The sequence below is a fragment of the Pedobacter sp. WC2423 genome (genome assembly GCF_040822065.1).
Taxonomy (GTDB): Bacteria; Bacteroidota; Bacteroidia; order Sphingobacteriales; family Sphingobacteriaceae; genus Pedobacter.
The window spans coordinates 1-20,529 of the sequence record NZ_CP162005.1 but is presented as its reverse complement, the minus strand read 5'-3'; the positions used below and the strand labels follow the sequence as shown (position 1 = coordinate 20,529).

Here is a 20,529-nt window from a genome sequence, read left to right as displayed (position 1 = left end):
GGAACGGGTAAATTTTATTTAAACAGCTCAAAACTGTGTGAAGCATCACACCAGAATTCATCAAGTGCGATAAGTCTTGGCTTAAGAAAAGAGATGATTTCAGGCCAGTCTTCTTCCTTAAAGATACTGACGTCAGGTAAGGTTTTATAAATCCTGCTTACAGGCTTATAATTTTCATCCAGCAATTGCTGTTCCCACTCCCAATCCTCGTTTAAATAACCTTTCAGGATATTCCTGAATTCCTTAAATTGTTCAAATAAGAGTTCCTGAACCCCTGTATCGGGATGAGAAAGCTCAATTGCAATAAACGCAGACTTGTTGTCTGCGTGCAATTTAAAATTCAGGTGCTTAATTCCTGTCTTATAATTTATCCAGTTGATCCGCATTCCCTCAGCAGATAGCTGGGGGGCAATATACTGGCCAAAAGCCGTCCAGAAAGCCTGTTTCAATTTTGAAACCTGATCCTTAGAATACATTAAATTCTATATTATCCTTTTAGCAGTAAATTATCCTTTATTTTTTTGCAGGATTAACATCTTTTTTTCCTGTAAACGAAGAGTCTGTTCATCTTCAATCAGCGCTACTTTATTGTAATGCGTATCTAAAAAGTCCGTCTTGGAATCTCTGAAAGATTTAACAGTTCCGATCGCATACATAAAACGAATGTAATACCAGGCAATATCTACCTGGTGAGGTAAAAATCCCGTTCTTGCACTCTTTGGATATAAATGGTGATTATTATGCCATTCTCCGGCAACTATTCCCGGCCAAAGCTGGTTAATAGACATATCCTCGCGTGAGAAATCATAATTATCTCTGCGCATGTCTTTTCCTTTGCCATGTCCTTCATAATTGAAAGTTCTAACGCCTACTGCCCAGATCCCTGCAGCACCAAAAACAGTACAAGCTAATCCATGACCACCAATTAAAAATAATACTCCATACCAGAAACCCCAGTTTAAAGCCCAGGCAAGAACTGTTCTTGCCGGATTAGCTATAGAGCCCCATTTCAAATATTGAGCATATGTATTTGGCTGAATACCCGTATGCTTCATTAATCTTGCCGCGCGGTGATAATCTCTTTCGCACAAATCTTTCGCTATCGGCTGATGATTCACATCCGCTAAAAAGCAGTATAAAAATCCGCCGGAAGCATTATAAGGATCACCAGGCATATCAGACTTCGCATGATGCACATGATGTGAAACCACGTAGATTTCTTCCGGGATCATAGATATAGTCAGGTTCTGCGTAAAAAAGCGCCAGAATCTGTTTTTAAAAGCATAAGCATTGTGCGTACAAAACCGGTGATGCCATATCGTACCATGCGTACCCATGATAATCATACTATATAAGAAGGCAACGATTAATAAGCTCCAGCTAAAATATTCGAAGATAAAAAAGTAAAGAAAAGGTATAGAAATGACAACCTTTGACCAGCTCATAAATGGAAGCCAGTTTTTCTTACTTTTAAAAATATTCAGACGTTTAAAAAATTCCTGCAACAACTGACGAGTCGTCGGCTTCGATAAATTACCCTTAGCATCGGCCCATCCATAAGCTGGCGGATCCAATACTATACTCAAAAATGCCATAGGCTACAATTAGTTTTTCCCGTGAAAGTACGTCAGATTTTTCACAAATCAGCTACTATATAAAAAATTCTTACATCTAACGGTCACTTTCAGGTAATTTCACCATTATTTTCTAGTATTATTTTAAACATATACCTACTTTCGACCACTTATTAGCTTTTGGAGTAATCTGCTCCCCTGAGCATAACAAAGATCAAGGATACACACACAAGATGAACAAAGCAACAAACCGTAAACAGGACGCATTAGCTTATCACGCTGATGGCCGGCCAGGTAAGATTGAAGTCGTACCTTCCAAGCCAACAAATTCACAACGAGATTTAGCACTTGCCTATTCACCTGGAGTAGCGGAACCCTGTATGGAAATATACAGAAACCCTGAAGACGTATATAAGTATACAGCTAAAGGTAATTTAGTAGCGGTAATCAGCAATGGAACGGCAGTATTAGGTTTAGGAAATATCGGCCCGGCAGCGAGTAAACCAGTAATGGAAGGTAAAGGATTGTTATTTAAAATCTTTGCTGACATCGATGTTTTCGATTTAGAGATCAATGCGACTACTGCTGATGAATTTGTAAATGTAGTTAAAGCCCTGGAACCAACTTTTGGAGGGGTAAATCTGGAAGATATTGCAGCGCCGATGTGTTTTGAAATCGAGCGGCGCTTAAAAGAAGAAATGAATATCCCGGTCATGCACGATGATCAGCATGGAACAGCAATTATTACCAGTGCGGCTTTATTGAATGCCTGTGAATTGCAAAATAAAAAAATAGAGAAAATAAAGCTTGTAGTGAGCGGAGCCGGTGCAGCGGCAGTATCCTGTATCAAACTATACCTTAAATTAGGCGTCAAAAAGGAAAACATGCTGGTATTCGATAAGGATGGCATTGTGAATGCTGACCGTACCGACCTTGATCCAATGCGTATGGAATTCGCGACACCAAGAAAAGACATCAGTACTTTAGCTGAAGCGATGAAAGGTGCAGATGTATTTTTGGGTCTTTCAGCAGCCAATGTAGTTTCGGTAGATATGGTACAGTCTATGGCCAAAAATCCGATCGTATTTGCATTAGCTAACCCTGATCCTGAAATTGCTTATGATCTTGCGATCAATAGCCGTAAAGATATCATTATGGCAACCGGACGTTCTGATTTCCCTAACCAGGTGAATAATGTATTGGGATTCCCGTATATCTTCCGTGGCGCCCTTGATGTACGTGCTACATCGATTAATGAAGAAATGAAGCTTGCTGCTGTGCGCGCAATTGCTGAACTGACTAAACTTCCTGTACCAGAAATTGTACATCTTGCCTACAAAGCTAAAAACCTGAAGTTCGGAAAAGACTATATCATTCCAAAACCTATTGATTCAAGATTGATTGGTATTGTTTCTACTGCTGTTGCCAAAGCGGCGATGGAATCTGGTGTTGCCCGTAAACACATTACAGACTGGAACGCTTACCAGGAAGAATTGCAAGTCAGATTAGGTGCTGATGATAAAATTCTTAGAAACCTTGCCAGCAAAGCAAAATCTGCCCCTAAACGTGTAGTATTTGCTGAAGCTGATAACTATAAAATATTAAAAGCTGCACAGATTGTTAAGGACGAAGGTATTGCAACTCCTATTCTGTTAGGAAATGTGGCTAAAATCCAGAAGATCATCCTGGAACACGGAATTGAATTCGGCGAAGTTGAAATCATCGACCCATGGCAGGGAACAGAGGAATCTGATCAGTTTGCAGATCACCTTTTCCAAAGACGTCAGAGACGCGGTATTACTTTATATGAAGCGAAGAAACTGGTACGTGACCGTAACTATTATGGTGCAAGTATGGTAGAATTCGGACAGGCTGATGCATTGATTTCTGGTTTGACTAAAAACTACAAATCGACTTTGAAACCTGCATTACAGGTTATCGGTACTAAACCCGGCGTTAAAAAAATCGCGGGTATGTATATGATGCTGACTAAAAAAGGGCCTGTATTTTTAGGAGATACCACTGTAAATCCTGATCCTACAGCACAGGATATGGTAGATATTACCGGAATGATCAACGAAACTATCAAAGAATTTAATGTCACACCACGTATCGCTTTACTATCTTACTCAAACTTCGGATCTAATACCGGTCCTGTTCCTGATAAGATGAGAATTGCGACTGCAATGCTGAAAGAAAAATATCCTGATATGATTGTTGACGGAGAAATGCAGGCTAACTTTGCGATGAACGCAGAATTGCTGCAAAGTAACTATCCGTTTTCCAGCTTAAAAGGAATTCCTGCAAACACTTTAATCTTTCCTAACCTGGAATCAGGAAACGTTGCCTACAAATTATTGCAGGAACTAGGAAATGTAGAAGCAGTAGGCCCTATTCTATTAGGGCTGAACAAACCAGTACACGTTTTACAAATGGACAGTTCTGTTAGAGAGATTGTAAATATGATTACAATTGCTGTAGTAGACGCACAATAAAAACTATCACTAATATAAAAGCCTCAGCCGATCAAAAATCGGCTGAGGCTTTTTCTTTGAACTATATCAGGTTATTTGCTTAAAAACAAATCGCTGCTCAGGTAGCGGTCTCCCCTGTCGCAGGCGATAAAAACGATCACTCCTGAAGTTAGCTCCGAAGCCAGTCTAAGTGCACAGGCCAAAGCACCACCGCTGCTCATTCCAGCAAAGATACCTTCCGCTTTCGCCATTTGCCGGGTATACTCCGAAGCCTCATCCTGCGAAACATCCATTACCCTGTCTACCCTTGACGCATCAAATATTTCAGGCAGATATTCCTTTGGCCATCTTCTGATACCAGGGATGGAAGACTCCTCGGTTGGCTGACAGCCTATAATCTGAATTTCCGGATTCTTCTCCTTTAAATACATAGAATTCCCCATTATACTACCTGTAGTTCCCATAGAACTTACAAAATGCGTAATCTGGTGTTCAGTATCCTTCCATATCTCGGGGCCTGTTGTTTTATAATGTGCCAGATAATTATCAGGATTTGCAAATTGATTTAACAGGAAATAACCTGGTGTAACACCCTTTTCCTCCGCATAATCCCTGCACTTTTCAATGGATTCCAGCAAAGTAACTTTTGCGCCGAAAGCTTCCATAGTCAGGGTACGTTCCCTGGTCGAGTTCGAAGGCATCACCAATTCAATATCCAGCCCATAAATAGAAGCGATCATGGCCAGTGCAATACCTGTATTCCCACTGGTCGCTTCCACTAATTTTGTATCTTTCGTGACTTCACCGCGTTCCATCGCACTACGGATCATATTTAAAGCAGCTCTGTCTTTTACACTTCCGCCAGGATTATTTCCTTCCAGTTTCGCGAAAATCCGGACTGCCGGATTCGGGTTTAGCTTTGTAATTTCTACTAAAGGCGTATTTCCTATGCAATCTATTAACGTTCCCATGCTTAAATTTTGCTTTTTGTTTCTATCACTTTCATGGCCGACTGATGATATACCGTTGAATTTGGCGGCACACTCTTAGTGAGCCATACATTTCCTCCGATCACACTATGCGCTCCAATTACCGTATCCCCGCCCAGAATGGTTGCACCCGAATAAATAATCACATGATCCCCGATTGTAGGATGTCTTTTAGTATTCGCCATGAACTTCTCCACGCTGAGTGCCCCAAGTGTAACATTCTGGTATAATTTCACATGGTTACCAATTTTCGTTGTTTCCCCGATCACCAAACCAGTACCATGATCTATAAATAAATATTCTCCGATTTCAGCTCCCGGGTGAATATCAATACCCGTTGCCGAATGTGCATATTCAGTCAGTACCCTTGGAATTAGCGGGATACCCATTTTCAATAACTTATGTGCAATTCTATAAATTGATATCGCAAGAAAACCAGGATAAGTTCTGATAATTTCAAATTCACTTCGTGCAGCCGGGTCACCACTCAGCGTGGCTGTAACATCTGTATTCATCTGACGGAATAACTCCGGAAGCTCGTTATAAAATGTCTCCGCAATGATATGGTGATTGCAGGCTGTACAGGCCTTTGTTTTCTGTAAAATATGAAGTAGCTCTTGCTCAGAATGACTAAAATAACCCTTAATTTCTTCTAAAGTATATGCAGGATTGGTTAATCGTTCCGGATAAACTAAATTTAACAGACTTACAGCCCATTCTGCGATTTCAAGGTTGGATGGTATAGCTTCAATCTGGCTTTGTCTGTTATAGACATGAAGATAAAATTCTTCGTTCATTATAGGTGGATTTTAAATGTTTAAGATACGCGATTTGTCATCACATATACCTCAGCTTTTTTTGATAAAATAATTTGATTCTTTTCTAAAGCCTCTTTGATTTTTTGATAGTTAGCATGATAAACAGAATTAAAATCTCCATTTGCCACCCATGCCCTCACTAATAATACTACCGCATTATCCTCCAATGAAGACACCAGCACTGCGGGCTTAGGACTTTGATGAACTAGCGGATCACTCTCCAGCACAGCCATTATCACCTGGCGTGCACTATCAATATTCGTATCAAATGAAATACTTATTTTATATTCTGTCTGGCGGAGTTCATTATCGGATGTATTATTGATTACAGCATTTGCCAGCGGGCCATTAGGTGCATAAATCGTTGTACCATTACCAGCTTGCAAAGTCGTATATAAAATATCAATCTTCAATACTGTTCCGGAGACATTATTCGCAGAACTGATCGTATGTCCAACCTTGAAAGGCTTGAAAAGCAAAATCAGAACCCCGCCTGCAAAATTAGAAAGACTTCCTTGTAATGCCAGCCCCACAGCCAAACCGCCTGAAGCCAGTACTGCAACAAAAGAACTCGTTTGTATTCCGATCATTGAAGCACAGGAAATAACCAGTAAAACATAGAGCACAACCCTGATAATACTGGTTAGAAACTCACTCAAAGAAATATCAACAGTTTTCCGTTGAAAGTGCCGGTGGATAAAGCCGAGAAACCATTTGATCAGCCATATACCAGCCAAAAGAGTAACTACAGCAAGAATAAAGTTTGGCAGCGCGCCGATTACCTTTTCAGAAAACATTTCTGCATATCTTTCAATTCTATTCATTTGTCAGTAAACGTAATGTTGATTAGAGGAGATTAAAAAAAAGAGTCTATTTAAAATTTAGCAGCTAAACTTTAAGCAGACTCTAATATTTTTTAAAGATACATATCTATTTTTTTGTTCAAAACGAAAAGGTATCATCAGAACGTCAGACAGGCAATAAAATCCCTTTAAGTAATAAATTCTACTTCGAAAGAAGTTCCCGGATTGAGGACAAAAAAATGCGATTTCAAACTCCCGTCAATTGCTTCATCGATACTTCGCCAGTCGAATTCCGCTACTGTCAGATCGCTTGGCACTTCCGTCATTCCGCTCTTGAATACCATGTCTTTAGTGGAGAACAAAGGTATAAACTCTTTGCCATCCCTTACAAAAGTCTGAAAATCGATCCCTTTACTCAGCGGATTAAAATCCTTAAAAAGAGAAGTGACTTTTGAAACCTTGATCTTCTCCACGAAGCTTTTCTTATAAGAAGGATCAAACCACTGTTTCATCACCAAAACATTCAGTGACTGAGGCTTGTCCTTTACATAAAACGGAAAGTTGCTCCCCTCAATAAAATCCAGTAATTCCGGTTGATCAAGCGTTGAGGTATAAAACATGGGGATATCCGGCATAAATGTCTTTTTGATATAATGCGTCATCTTCTTCAGCCCTTGTCCATCTCCCAGATGCGCTATTGCCAAAAACAGGTCATTATCATCCTTTTCCTCATCATACAACAAACCAAAATAGGCCCTTAATACTGCAGGTTTAGTTGCAAATAAATTAACAAGATTTTCTACGAATCCCATATCCGTACCCCTGGAATAAGAAGAATGATCGTCTCCACGCTTATCAGCGTCATTCTCATTGGTATTTAAAAAATCAAATAATCCCATACATATATATTTTCAGGGCTTTGGTTTATCTTCTCAAACAAAACACTGATTACCAAACCATAAGATCTAATATATGGAATTATAAAAGGCAATAAAAAGAAATACCTAAAAAAAAATTATCCTTTCCTGACAATAAAACAATAATAACTCCCTTAAAACAAGCCCCTAACGCTCTATGCCTCACTTCCGCCTTTCAAAAGCGATTACCCCTCCACAAACTCCCACGCACTCTTATATCCTCCAAACCCTTCCACATACCCGATAAATCCATTATAAAACTCCGACCTGGAGAGCGTCGCACTGTCCCCGATCACGACTAACTTCTTCTTTGCCCTGGTTATCGCAACATTCATCCTTCTTACGTCAGCCAAAAACCCGATTACCCCTTCACTATTACTCCTTGTTAACCCTATATATACTATATCCCTTTCCTGCCCCTGAAAACTATCAATCGTATTCACAGCTATCTTATCCGCATAAACCATTAGCTCCGGTGTATTCAGTAAAAGCTCCTTTAATAAATACACCTGCTGCTTATAAGGTGAAATCACAGCAATAGACGGAAAACCGGCCAGCGCCACTCCACTATCCTTCACCTTATTTACCAGCTGCGTCAAATGCTTCATCAAAAACACTCCTTCCTCAGAATTCGTCGTACTCGTTCCCTCCAGCTTCTCCTCAAAACCACAACCCGCCGTATCTACAAATTCAACGGGCGCTTCCCCATCCATTAAAACCCGCGTAGCTACAGAAACATGAGCCTTCATCTTATCCTCATAAAAAACCCTGGAAGAATACCCCATGATCTGTTCATTCATCCGGTACTGCTCCTCTAACAGCACTACCGCTTCAGGATGTAAACTCACGCACTTCTCTAATAAAGTAGTGCTCAACCCATTTTTCGCAGCCACATCAGACTTTACCGTAGGCGACAACTGGCAATGATCTCCCGCAAAAATCACCTTTTCAGCCTTCAGAACAGGTATCCAGCAAGCAGGTTCAAGCGCCTGTCCAGCCTCATCAATAACTACGGTATGAAAATGACGATTTCTGACCGTATAATGATTAGACCCCACTAAAGTTGCCGTAATCACCTGGGCCTTTGTTACCAGATCATCAATAATATATTGCTCGGTATTGCCCACCTCTTTCATAATCTTATGCGCCTCACTAAACAAAGCCTTCCGCTGTTCCTGCTCCGCCTTACCAAAATTCCGCTTATACTTATGCGCAAGATTCTTATACTCATTAGCCTGCTTCTTCAGGTTTTTCATTTCCTTCATGCTGCTATGCTCAGACATTTTACTATCCAGCGTTAAAGCCGTCAGCCGCTCCGAAACCCTTGCCGGATTTCCTACACGCAATACATTCAGCCCTTCATCAGCCAGTTTCTCACTCAATAAATCGACTGCGGTATTACTTGGAGCAACGACTAAAATCTGCTGATGATCCTGCTTAATCAATGCCTTTATCGCCTGAACAAGCGTAGTTGTTTTACCCGTTCCAGGAGGCCCGTGAACAATTGCCAGGTCAGTTGCACGCAAAATCTGATCAACCGCAGTCTGCTGAACTTCATTTAAGGAAGGAATACGATACAAAGGAAGCTGATTATTGAACGAAGGAGACAACTCACCCGTCAAAATCCTGACCAGTCGTCCATCCTGCTCCTTCTCAAAAGGAGAACCAGCCGCCTTAAGCGCATTTTGCATTTCATCATAACTATTGTTATCAAAAAGTACATCAAGCCCCAGCTTACCATCACGGCACCAATCAGGCAATTCATCCGTACGTAAAGTGACTTTTATTTTCTGACCAGACTGATGAGAAACCACCCCCTCTACCCGGTCAACCTTTGGATCATGATTAGAAAACAACACTACCGATGCTCCAAACCTAAGCTGATGACTGATATCAAGATGAGAAGTCCGTTCCATCTCTACCGTCAGATAATCACCACGGCTCATCTCAGAACCCCTGATCGCAACCGGGTACCATGTTAAACCGTTTGCCCGGCGATCCGCTACAGAAGAAGATTCCGTTAATTTCAGATAAGCATTTTGATCTTCTTCACGTTCAGTTTTGAGTAAATCGAGCAGTTTTTTGAAATATTCCATTGCTGCAAAGGTAGCAGTTTACCTCAATTTTGACATTCACTTGAAAAGCTCCTGAAATAGAAGCCCTATATTGCCGGCAATCTATCAATCTATAATGAAGAACTACAGACAAATCTATCAGCAAGCAAAAGATCTGAGCCAGCTGGAAAGCTCAGCAATTGATGATCTACTCTGGAAATTGATCTGTTATGCCCCAAAGATCCCATTAAGATTAGCACAGCAGGAACTGTTAGATACAGCTGAAAACTTTCAATTATCTGTAACAGACGCCTACTTCACCAAACAAGAACTCGTTTTTAATGGATTTAAATGGGGATCAGGCAGCCGTAAAATACTGCTTACTCATGGATGGAGTTCTAAAGCAGCAGATTTTTCTGCCCTGCTGGAAGAATTACTCAAACTGGAAGATGTAGAAATTATTGCATTTGATGCGCCAGGAAACGGAAGTTCACCAGCAGAACTATCAAACCTGATTCTTTATATAGAAGCTATTAAAAAGATTATTACTCAATATGGGGCACCATCTACCGTGATCGGACATTCATTAGGCGCAATGGCCAATGTAATTGCACTCCAGCAAGCAGGAATCAAGCCTGATGTATTAATCAGTATCGCACCAGTTATCAAACTGAAAGCACTATTCTGCAATATGCTGAATAGCGTAAATGTTCCTCAAAACCTGCAGGATAACTTTTTCACCTCTTTTCAGGCTACTTTTAACAGGCCAGCTTCCGACTACGATCTGGATACCTATTATAACTTTGACCATACCCTGAACCACTGGATTGCATTTGATGAAGAGGATACTGTAGTCAGCTCAGTTTACCTGGATACCTTTTTAAAAGACCGGCCATGGATAAAGTCCAAAAACTACAAAGGAGCAGGGCATGAAAAATTAATCAGGCATACCCCACTCCTTAATGATCTGATCAGAGATTACTTCTCCTAGCTTATAAATTATTTCCCAATCACTTTATAAGAAACCTTTCCATCCTCACCAAAAATCTGTTCATAATAGACTCCATAATCAGAAACATAGTATTTATTACCTTTAACCATTACTTCTTTATAACCTTCAGGCAGCTCATTCACCACATCGCCAATCTGCGGGCCATTGTCTGTCGTATCATTTCCATTAGCTGTATTCAGTACCCCATCTTTACCCGCTACGATATAAATCGTTTTCCCATCCTGATCCTGAGATTCGCTGTAATACACTCCTTTATACTCATAATAAGTTTGTCCGTTAATCACCACCTGCTGCGCATCTGAAGGAAGCGAAGGAACCGAAGCTCCTACCGGGGGAACAACCACCTTATAAGTATCATCATACTGTCTGTAGAATAATCCACCAGAATAATAAAACTGGCTATTTCCATAAAAAAACGGGTAATACCCAAAAGGAAGAACGCTGATTCCAAAGCCTACATAAGGTCTGTAAAAACTGCGGTAAGAGTGGTAAGCATAATACGGTCTTCTAAAGCCCCAGCCACCCGGACGGTAATGATAACCGGTACGATAACCAGTACGAACGCCGATATGCACTGAGCCGCCGCCAAATGAGCCTCTTGAGGGCCCATGAAAAGACCTGCCGCCGCCACCACGACCACCTCTTTGCGCAAAAACACTCGTGGTAAGTCCGCTGAATACCAGCAGGGCAACTATAAATAGTAACGATTTAAGATTTAGAGTTTTCATAATCAAATGAATCAATTTGGCATTATGACTATGCAGTAACTAAAAGGATTATTTTAAATTCTGAACAATCCATTATTTAACTAAAAGGTGAGAAAACTGTGACAAACCCAGGGAAAGAAAAAGAAGAATACTATCTTAGGCTTATCAATTGATTACAAATGAAATTATTTACAAAACAGCATATTTTAATCCTGTCAGCCATTTTATTATCCACAGGTTCCTATGCCCAGCACTTAGCTGGAGCACCTCAGCCTTATGGTGCTATTCCTACAGAAAGACAGCTTAAATGGCAGGAAACAGAAATGTATTGTATCATTCATTTCACCCCAACCACCTTTCAAAACAAAGAATGGGGTTACGGAGATGCTGACCCTGCTCTGTTTAATCCTTCCAAATTCAGTGCCGTTCAAATCGTAAGTGCAGCTAAATCCGGGGGCTTTAAAGGAATTGTATACGTGGCTAAACACCATGATGGTTTTGCACTCTGGCCAACAAAAACTGCTGCCTATAATATTAGCGAAAGCCCATGGAAGAACGGTAAAGGTGATATGGTCAGAGAATTTCAGCAGGCAGCAAAACAAACAGGAATGAAATTCGGAATTTATTGCTCCCCATGGGATCGCAACAATCCGGATTATGGAACACCAGCCTACCTTACCACCTACCGCAATCAGCTTAAAGAACTCTATACCAACTATGGCGATCTATTTATGAGCTGGCATGATGGCGCAAATGGCGGTGATGGCTCTTATGGCGGAAAAAACGAGAAAAGACAAGTAGATCAGTCCACTTATTACGACTGGCTGAATACGTGGGAAATTACCAGAAAACTACAACCCAATGCCAGTATTTTCAGTGATATAGGTCTTGATGTACGCTGGGTAGGCAATGAAAAAGGGATTGCGCCAGAAACAAGCTGGTCTACGATTACACTGAAAGGAAACGGAGATAAGCCACCAATGCCTGGTTTCCTGCAAGATTCTAACCTTGGCAGCGGTACAAGGGGCGGTAAACAATGGATACCATTTGAAGGCGATGTATCCCTGCGCCCGGGATGGTTTTACCATGCGGATCAGGATAGTAAGGTTAAAACTGTAGCAGAATTATTTAACATCTACTGCAAATCAGTTGGCCATGGCGGAGCGCTGGATCTTGGACTTTCTCCAACTACCGAAGGAATTCTTCATCCAAAAGACGTCAGCACACTAGCTGCATTCGGGAAATTACTGCAACAGGTATTCGCACATAACCTGGCTAAAGAAGCTAAAATAAGCCTCTCTGACACACGAAACAAACAACCTGGTAAATTTGGCGCAGTTAACCTGACTGATGCAGACAGATACAGCTACTGGGCTACAGATGACGCCGTTCACAGTGCCTGGGCACAACTTGATTTTAAAAAGCCCGTACAATTCAGTATCGTACAGCTTCGTGAAAATATTAAGCTCGGACAAAGGATTGATAGTGTGACAGTGGAGGTCTTCAAAAATAAACGGTGGGAAGAATTGGCGAAAGCAACCAGTATTGGCGCCAACCGGATCATCCGTTTGCCACAACCGGAAAAAACTGCAAAGATCCGCATCCATGTATATGCACCTGTAGCTATTGCATTGAGCGAAATTGGTCTGTACCTGGAACCAGAACTCAAACCAGCGACCAGTCAAAATCAGGAAGATGCTTACACCAAAACAAACTGGAAAGCAACTGCATCAGCTGTTACAGCACAGCTTGAGCTTAAAAAAAGCATAGACAATGATCAATCTACATTTTTCGAAACGAAAAGCAGTAACTACATTGACGTCGATTTTGGAAAACCACTGACATTTTCGGCAGTAGGTTATTTACCCGGACAAGATGGAACAGCAAACGGAGCCATTGAAAAGTATGAACTGTTCAGCAGTGCAGATGGTAAAAACTGGCAGAAAATTGCAGCCGGAGAATTTTCAAATATCAAGGCTAACCCTATTTTACAACGCATCACACTAACAGGAAAAACAACAGCAAGATACCTGAGATTACAGAACACTGAAAATGGGGTCATGCGTATTGCAGAACTGGAGGTTTACAAATAGCGCATTAAAAATAGCCCCTTAATTCTTTCACAGCCTGCCTGATTTTTGATTTTACGGTGCCTAAAGGAATATGAAGTTTATCAGCAACTTCCAGCTGCGTGTAGCCCTGAAAATAGACCAGGTTAATAATTTGCTTCTGCGAATCTGATAGCACGCCCATCAGCTCACGCAAGCCGATGACATCGGTATTATACCTAAAATAATGAAAATCATTAACCTTGGAATACACACTATCGATGTCATCATTCCTGATACTCTTTGCAAAATTTTTCCCTTTGAGGTAGTCTTTTGCGGTATTGCGTGCTAAACAGGCCATCCATGTAAATAATCTGCCCTTCTCCTCATCATATTGATCAATTGACTTCCAGATCTTGATAAAAGTCTCTTGCAAAATATCTTCAGCTACTTCTCTGGAAGAAACCATTTTGGAGATTACGCCTAATAACATAGACGCATAATTCGTATACAAGCGGTTAAAAGACAGCTGGTTTTGCGCTTTTAATTCCAGCACCATTTCTCTTTCAAAAAAATCTTTCTGAACAGAAACTTTGTCTTCGCTGGCGACCACCATTATTTTTTGACTATAAGCTCTGTTCATAGGATTAATTAATTTAACCTGAGTAATTATTTAAATTTACCCTCTTCCAATAAGGATCGCAATAGATTATCACCATTCATTCCGTTCATTTTCCGAAGAGATAATTTTAGTTTTACAAAAACAATTTACGCTGTATTCAATAAATCAGGCACCTGGTAACACACGTATAAGTTAATAAAACTTCACCACAGTAACAAATTTTCTCTTTACAATGCGTATAAAATAAATGGAAAGATTTATTAAAGCCCATCAAATGGCTCTACCTTTGTGAATTCAAAAGAAGCAGGATTTTATGGAAAACTTAAGTACAAAAACGTTTAAAAATGAATTCACCACCACATTTGATGGTGATGAAAGCGGAAACTTTCCACCCAGACAAACTCCCGGCGTTTTATATAGCAAAGCTATCCCTACCCCAGTTAAAAATCCTGAATTAATAGCGTGGTCTGCTGAACTGGCTGAAGAAATTCAAATCGGTAAACCAGATGAAAACGATATCAGCATCCTTGGTGGTAACCTGATCACCCCTTCCATGTATCCTTATGCAGCCTGTTATGCAGGTCATCAGTTTGGAAACTGGGCAGGACAGCTCGGAGACGGACGCGCAATTACCCTGGGAGAATGGGAAAATTCAAATAAAGCCGTTTACGAGCTTCAGCTTAAAGGGGCCGGCCCAACACCATATTCCCGAAGAGGAGACGGCAGAGCGGTCCTCAGATCGTCTGTACGCGAATATTTGATGAGTGAGGCCATGCACTATCTTGGCATCCCTACTACAAGAGCTCTGGCCCTGGTCACTACCGGAGACCAGGTGATGCGGGATCTGTTTTACGATGGAAATGCTGCTTATGAAAAAGGAGCCATTGTGATGCGTACAGCCCCAAGCTTCCTGCGCTTTGGAAATTTCGAGATGCTTGCTGCAAGGCAGGAAATTCCTCAGCTGCAAAAACTCACCACATGGACCATAGCCAGGTTCTTCCCTCATCTGACAGGAGAAAACCAGACGCTGGCCTGGTTTGAAGAAGTCGTAGAGAAAACAGCGAGCCTGATGGTAGAATGGATCAGGGTAGGTTTTGTTCATGGCGTCATGAATACCGATAATATGTCAATCCTCGGTCTGACTATTGATTACGGCCCTTTCTCTTTCCTGGATCAGTATGATCCTGAATTCACACCAAACACCACAGATCTTCCCGGCAGACGATACGCTTATGGTCGTCAGCCATCCATTGGCTACTGGAATTTAGGTTGCCTGGCCAGTGCTATTGCCCCGCTGTTTGAAGAAACCGAACAGCTGTCAGCAGCACTCGAAAACTACAAGACAATTTACTTCTCCAGGTACCACGCTATGATGGCAGACAAGCTTGGTCTTGATGCGTTTAAAGCAGCCGATCAGGGGCTCATCGAGGCGGTTGAAAAGACCTTGAATTTACTCAAAGCTGATATGACAATTTTCTATCAGCTGCTCATTTCACTGCCTGCTCAAACTAATACTGAAGAGTCAGTTTCGGCACATTTCTCACCTTCATTTTATGAGCTTCCCAACAAAGACACACAACAAGAACTCTACCAAACCATAAAGTCTTACCAAAAGAGAATCAGCGAGAACCAGATTTCACCTGAAGCATCAAAAGAGCTAATGAGAAAAACTAACCCGCGCTTTATTTTAAGAAATTATTTGCTGCTTCAAGCCATACAAGAACTGGAAAAAGGTGAACAAACCCTCTTTATAAAATTGCAGGAAGCGATCAGAAATCCTTATTCAGCGGCGCATGATGAATTCTTTAAATTAAGACCGGAATGGGCAAACGACCAGCCCGGAAGTTCCACGCTCTCCTGTAGTTCTTAAGCCCGGAATCAGGTCAGTATATTTGCCGTAGACTGGCCTGATTCTGCAGCATTCAGGTTCTGCAAAGTAGTTTGTGCAATCTCGGTCAGGGCCTCCGTAGTGAAGAAACCCTGATGCGCAGTAATCAGTACATTAGAGAAACTCATCAACCTGAGAATCTGTTCATCCTCAATCAGGCTTTCTGAAAGATCCCGGAAGAAAAGCTTGTCTTCCTGTTCATAAACATCAATCCCTAAGTACCCCAGTTTGCCTTGCTTAAGCGCCTCAATTGCATCATGCGTATCTAAAATTGCCCCTCTGCTGGTATTGATCAGCATCACTCCCACTTTCATCTGCTCAAAGCGTTGTTTATTAATCAAATAGTGTGTATGCTCATTTAAAGGGCAATGAATTGAGATCAGGTCTGCCGTTGTCATTAAAGTATCCAGATCTGTAAGGTTGATATAAGAAGGTGCGGTCTTCACTACAGGATCATATGCAATCACTTCACAACCAAAACCCTGCATTATTTTCGCAAAGGCAAGACCGATTTGCCCCAATCCGATAATACCAGCCTTTTTGCCGTTCAGATTAAAACCAATCAACCGCTCTAAAGAAAAATTACCCTCTCTTACGCGGTTATAGGCCTTGTGCGTTTTACGGTTCAAAGTCATGACCATTGCAACTGCATGCTCTGCTACGGCCTCAGGTGAGTAAGAAGGCACTCTGTACACCTTCATTCCTAATTCTTTAGCAAAATCAAGATCTACCTGATTAAAGCCCGCACAGCGCAATACAATGGTATCTGTACCATGCTGATGCAGTATTTGTAATGTTTTAGCATCTACTTTATCATTTACAAAAACGCAAACGCCACGGCATCCGTCAGCTAAAATCGCCGTATCTGCATTTAAAGATGGTTCGAGGAAAATAAACTCATGATTAAAATCTTCATTTACGAGATTAAAATACTGTTTATCATAAGATTGCGTACTAAAAACGGCTACTTTCATACAAATTAATTTAAGCTGAATATAAGGTTTTTAAAACCCGGAGAAAATTCAATTAAAGCTATTAGTTCTATCCAACAAAATTTACATAAAAACACAAATAATTACTCTTAAATAAATTATATTACCCATAAAAACACATCAGAATATAATCTGGTTTACAGATAATGCTTGATAAAATAATATACCTTGCATAAAAAAAACTTCAATTATGGAAGCGCTCATTTCTAATTATTACTGGGTTCTAATAGCCCTTTTATGTGTTGTATTATACAAATATATCCTGCGGTTTTTATTCGGAATGGTGATCGTCCCTGAAGATAAAGTAGGACTGATTACTAAAAAATTCGTTCTTTTCGGCTCAGACAAAGAACTTCCTGATGGTCGCATTATAGCCATTAAAGGCGAAGCAGGCTTCCAGGGAAAGACCCTTGCACCGGGCCTTTATTTCGGGATGTGGTTTTGGCAATATAGTGTGACTATGGAACAATTCACAATTATTCCCGAAGGAAAAATTGGCCTGATCATGGCTAAAGATGGTGCTGAAATACCCACAGGAAACATCCTTGGGCACCGGGTAGAATCTGACAACTACCAGGATGCCGTAAAATTTCTTGAAAATGGCGGGCAGCGTGGCCGTCAAGCCTCCTATATCACCTCTGGCTCTTACCGGATCAATACAATGCTGTTCCAGATTTCAGTAACCGATATGATCCGTATCCAGGAAAGTATGGTCGGCATTGTAACTACGCTGGACGGTTTACCAATTGAGGCTAACCAGATTGCTGGTAAGCTGGTAGATGGCCATAACAACTTCCAGAATTTTGATAACTTCATTAAAAGCGGCGGTAACAGAGGTTTACAGCCACAAGTCATCCTTGCGGGTTCTTACAACTTAAATCCCTGGGCGATACAAATGGAAGAAATCCCGATGATGGAAATAGCTATAGGTTACGTTGGAGTGGTGATTTCTTACATCGGAAATGATGGAAATGACCTGACAGGAAGCGATTTCAAACATGGTAATATCGTTGGAAAAGGTTCTAAAGGCGTTTGGCTGGAACCATTAGGCCCCGGCAAATACCCGATTAATAAATACATCATGAAAGTGGAACTGGTACCAACCACTAACCTGGTACTGAACTGGGCAAGCGCCCGCAGTGAAGCACATAATTTAGATAAAAACCTGTCTACGATCACTGTACGTTCAAAAGATGGCTTCCCGTTTAACCTTGATGTCTCACAGATTATCCACGTTCCAACTACAGAAGCGCCTAAAGTTATTGCCCGTTTCGGAAATATGGTCAACCTGGTATCGCAGGTTTTAGAGCCGACTATTGGAAACTATTTCCGTAATTCAGCGCAGGACAGCGATGTGATTGCCTTCTTAAGCACACGTAAAGAGCGTCAGGAATCCGCAAGAGAACATATTCGTAAAGTATTGGATGAGTATAATGTAAACGCCGTTGATACGCTGATCGGAGACATAGTTCCACCAGAATCACTCATGAAAACATTGACTGACCGGAAGATTGCCGAAGAGCAGAAAGTCACTTATAATACGCAAAAACAGGCTCAGGAGACACGTCAGGGGATGGAAAAGGAAACTGCCATTGCAGATATGCAAAAAGATATTGTTAAAGCGCAGCAAAGCGTAGAGATTGCCGAACGTACTGCAAGCGCAACCGTTAAGAAATCTGAAGGTGATGCAGCTGGTGTAAAATTAGCGGTTGGCGCAGAGGCTGAGGCCACTAAAATGCGCGCCCATGCAGAAGCAGAAGCCACAAAAGCAAGAGCACAAGCTGATTCAGAGGCTATTAAGTTAAGAGCATCAGCAGAAGCTGAATTAATCTCTTTAACCGGGGGTGCAGAAGCCGGGAAAATCTTAGCGATTGGAAAGTCTACCGCAGAAGCTTATGAGCTGGCAGTAAAAGCCTTAGGAGGGGAAAACTTCACCCGCTATAAGATTACAGAAGAACTATCAAAAGGTAAGATCAAACTTATACCTGATGTATTGATTGGTGGTAATGGAAATAATGGTGGTTCAGCGATGGACGGGCTTTTAGGACTAAAGCTCATGGAAATGATGGATCCTGAAAAGAGAAAGGAAGTCATTGTAGCTGAACTCATTGATCCGGCTACATCGCGCATAACCCCTTAACAGCGCACAAACAAAAAAGGCACCTTATGGGTGCCTTTTTCTATTTCAACCAGGATTAACCTAGCTCATCTTTAATTTTTTCTGAATATCATTTACATATCCTTTGAATTTCTTATCTGTATCAATCAGATCTTCAACCGTCTGACACGCATAAATCACCGTAGAGTGATCTCTGCCTCCGTAAAACGCACCAATACTTTTCAAAGAAGATTTAGTAAGGCTTTTCGACAGATACATCGAAATCTGGCGTGCCTGTACAATTTCACGCTTACGGGTAGGTGATTTCACCATCTCTACAGGAACTTCAAAATACTCACAAACCAATTTCTGGATATAATCCATTGAAATCTCTTTCGTAGTGTTTTTGATAAAGTTTTTCAGCATTGATTTAGCTAAGCCAAGATCAATGTCTTTTTTATTCAACGTAGACTGCGCTAGCAAGGAAACCATAGCTCCTTCCAGCTCACGTACATTGTTATCAATGTTATTTGCTACATATTCAACTACATCCGAAGGAAGTTCAATCCCGTCAGCGTACATCTTTTTTCTTAATATTGCAATCCTGGTTTCCAGATCTGGAATCTGTAAATCAGCTGAAAGTCCCCATTTGAAACGACTTAACAAGCGTTCTTCGACACCCGAGAGGTCTTTTGGTGCTTTATCTGAAGTAATAATAATTTGTTTACCAGATTGGTGTAAGTGATTGAAAATATGGAAGAAAATATCCTGAGTTTTCTCTTTTCCAGCAAAATTGTGGACATCATCCATGATAATTACATCCATTGCCTGGTAAAAATTCACAAAGTCATTGATGGTATTGTTCTTCAGAGACTCTACAAACTGCTGACAGAATTTCTCACAAGACACATATATAACCAGTTTGTCTGGTAAAGTACGTCTGATTTCATTACCGATAGCCTGTACTAAGTGGGTCTTGCCCAATCCTACAGCACCATAGATCATTAAAGGGTTAAATGAAGTTGCACCCGGTTTTGCTGCTACTGCAAAACCAGCAGAACGAGCTAAACGGTTACAATCACCTTCTACATAACTTTCAAAAGTATATTGAGAATTCAATTGAGGATCAACATTCAATTTCTTCAATCCTGGTATAATAAAAGGGTTTTTAATGTCCTTATTGATTGATACCGGAACTGGCATTGATTGTGTTTTTGAAGCAGCCCCATTCCCGTTTGAGGGCATGCTGGTGGTATATGGTGAACCGCTGTTTGACGATTTATCTACCACAATATTATACTCTAAACGTCCTTCTTCTCCCATTTGCTGTTTAACTGTCTTGCGCAATAAACCAACATAATGCTCTTCCAGCCATTCATAAAAGAATAAACTTGGCACTTGTACAGTTAATATGTTGCCTTCCAATTTTAGTGCCGAAATCGGTTCGAACCAAGTTTTAAAACTTTGAACCGGGATATTATCCTTAATAATCTGGAGACAGTTATTCCATACTTCGGTACAAGTTTTTTGCAT

16 protein-coding genes are annotated in these 20,529 nt (G+C 41.0%); 5 read left to right on the top strand and 11 right to left on the bottom strand.

Going from position 1 to position 20,529, the window contains the following annotated elements; genetic code table 11:
• Nucleotides 1–14: 14 nt before the first annotated feature.
• Together AB3G38_RS00080 and AB3G38_RS00075 are read right to left on the bottom strand one after the other, a co-directional pair.
• Nucleotides 15–476: a DUF4268 domain-containing protein gene (locus tag AB3G38_RS00080; protein ID WP_367866459.1), complete on the bottom strand. Its 462-nt coding sequence runs from the start codon at nt 474–476 to the stop codon at nt 15–17.
• 30 nt (nt 477–506) lie between these two features.
• A complete protein-coding gene (locus AB3G38_RS00075) occupies nt 507–1,595 on the bottom strand; it encodes an acyl-CoA desaturase (RefSeq protein ID WP_367866458.1) in 1,089 nt (362 codons plus the stop codon).
• 212 nt (nt 1,596–1,807) lie between these two features.
• On the opposite strand from AB3G38_RS00075, the gene AB3G38_RS00070 reads away from it, so the two are divergent.
• Nucleotides 1,808–4,069, top strand: coding sequence for an NADP-dependent malic enzyme (locus AB3G38_RS00070; protein WP_367866457.1), 2,262 nt, complete (start codon nt 1,808–1,810; stop codon nt 4,067–4,069).
• 71 nt (nt 4,070–4,140) lie between these two features.
• On the opposite strand, the gene cysM is transcribed toward AB3G38_RS00070, so the two are convergent.
• The 5 genes from cysM to AB3G38_RS00045 form a co-directional block, all read right to left on the bottom strand.
• Complete coding sequence (gene cysM, locus AB3G38_RS00065) at nt 4,141–5,019, bottom strand: cysteine synthase CysM (RefSeq protein WP_367866456.1); 879 nt, start codon at nt 5,017–5,019, stop codon at nt 4,141–4,143.
• A 2-nt stretch (nt 5,020–5,021) separates the two neighbouring features.
• Nucleotides 5,022–5,834 carry a serine O-acetyltransferase EpsC gene (gene epsC, locus AB3G38_RS00060; RefSeq protein WP_367866455.1) on the bottom strand — a complete coding sequence of 271 codons (813 nt, stop codon included), beginning with the start codon at nt 5,832–5,834 and terminating at the stop codon, nt 5,022–5,024.
• 20 nt (nt 5,835–5,854) lie between these two features.
• Nucleotides 5,855–6,679, bottom strand: a complete 825-nt coding sequence (locus AB3G38_RS00055) for a mechanosensitive ion channel family protein (RefSeq protein ID WP_367866454.1) — start codon at nt 6,677–6,679, stop codon at nt 5,855–5,857.
• 167 nt (nt 6,680–6,846) lie between these two features.
• Entirely contained in the window at nt 6,847–7,557 is a 711-nt protein-coding gene (locus tag AB3G38_RS00050; RefSeq protein WP_367866453.1) for a hypothetical protein, read from the bottom strand.
• 203 nt (nt 7,558–7,760) lie between these two features.
• Nucleotides 7,761–9,671: an AAA domain-containing protein gene (locus AB3G38_RS00045; RefSeq protein WP_367866452.1), complete on the bottom strand. Its 1,911-nt coding sequence runs from the start codon at nt 9,669–9,671 to the stop codon at nt 7,761–7,763.
• A gap of 94 nt (nt 9,672–9,765) precedes the next feature.
• On the opposite strand from AB3G38_RS00045, the gene AB3G38_RS00040 reads away from it, so the two are divergent.
• Nucleotides 9,766–10,620 carry an alpha/beta fold hydrolase gene (locus AB3G38_RS00040; RefSeq protein WP_367866451.1) on the top strand — a complete coding sequence of 285 codons (855 nt, stop codon included), beginning with the start codon at nt 9,766–9,768 and terminating at the stop codon, nt 10,618–10,620.
• An 8-nt stretch (nt 10,621–10,628) separates the two neighbouring features.
• Here AB3G38_RS00040 and AB3G38_RS00035 read toward each other — a convergent pair whose 3' ends face one another.
• Entirely contained in the window at nt 10,629–11,369 is a 741-nt protein-coding gene (locus AB3G38_RS00035) for a DUF6515 family protein (RefSeq protein WP_367866450.1), read from the bottom strand.
• A gap of 158 nt (nt 11,370–11,527) precedes the next feature.
• Here AB3G38_RS00035 and AB3G38_RS00030 point away from each other — a divergent pair, with 158 nt between their 5' ends.
• A complete protein-coding gene (locus tag AB3G38_RS00030) occupies nt 11,528–13,441 on the top strand; it encodes an alpha-L-fucosidase (protein WP_367866449.1) in 1,914 nt (637 codons plus the stop codon).
• Nucleotides 13,442–13,445: 4 nt separating this feature from the next.
• Here AB3G38_RS00030 and AB3G38_RS00025 read toward each other — a convergent pair whose 3' ends face one another.
• The gene (locus tag AB3G38_RS00025; RefSeq protein WP_367866448.1) at nt 13,446–14,039 is read right to left on the bottom strand and encodes an RNA polymerase sigma factor; all 594 of its coding nucleotides are present in this window, start codon (nt 14,037–14,039) and stop codon (nt 13,446–13,448) included.
• A gap of 292 nt (nt 14,040–14,331) precedes the next feature.
• Between AB3G38_RS00025 and AB3G38_RS00020 the strand changes: the two genes are divergently transcribed.
• A complete protein-coding gene (locus tag AB3G38_RS00020) occupies nt 14,332–15,888 on the top strand; it encodes a YdiU family protein (RefSeq protein ID WP_367866447.1) in 1,557 nt (518 codons plus the stop codon).
• 8 nt (nt 15,889–15,896) lie between these two features.
• Here AB3G38_RS00020 and AB3G38_RS00015 read toward each other — a convergent pair whose 3' ends face one another.
• The gene (locus AB3G38_RS00015) at nt 15,897–16,880 is read right to left on the bottom strand and encodes a 2-hydroxyacid dehydrogenase (protein ID WP_367866446.1); all 984 of its coding nucleotides are present in this window, start codon (nt 16,878–16,880) and stop codon (nt 15,897–15,899) included.
• Between the two features lie 208 nt (nt 16,881–17,088).
• Here AB3G38_RS00015 and AB3G38_RS00010 point away from each other — a divergent pair, with 208 nt between their 5' ends.
• On the top strand, nt 17,089–19,038 hold the full coding sequence (locus AB3G38_RS00010) for an SPFH domain-containing protein (protein ID WP_367866445.1): 1,950 nt from the start codon (nt 17,089–17,091) through the stop codon (nt 19,036–19,038).
• Nucleotides 19,039–19,098: 60 nt separating this feature from the next.
• Here AB3G38_RS00010 and dnaA read toward each other — a convergent pair whose 3' ends face one another.
• Nucleotides 19,099–20,529: a chromosomal replication initiator protein DnaA gene (gene dnaA, locus AB3G38_RS00005; protein WP_068401097.1), complete on the bottom strand. Its 1,431-nt coding sequence runs from the start codon at nt 20,527–20,529 to the stop codon at nt 19,099–19,101.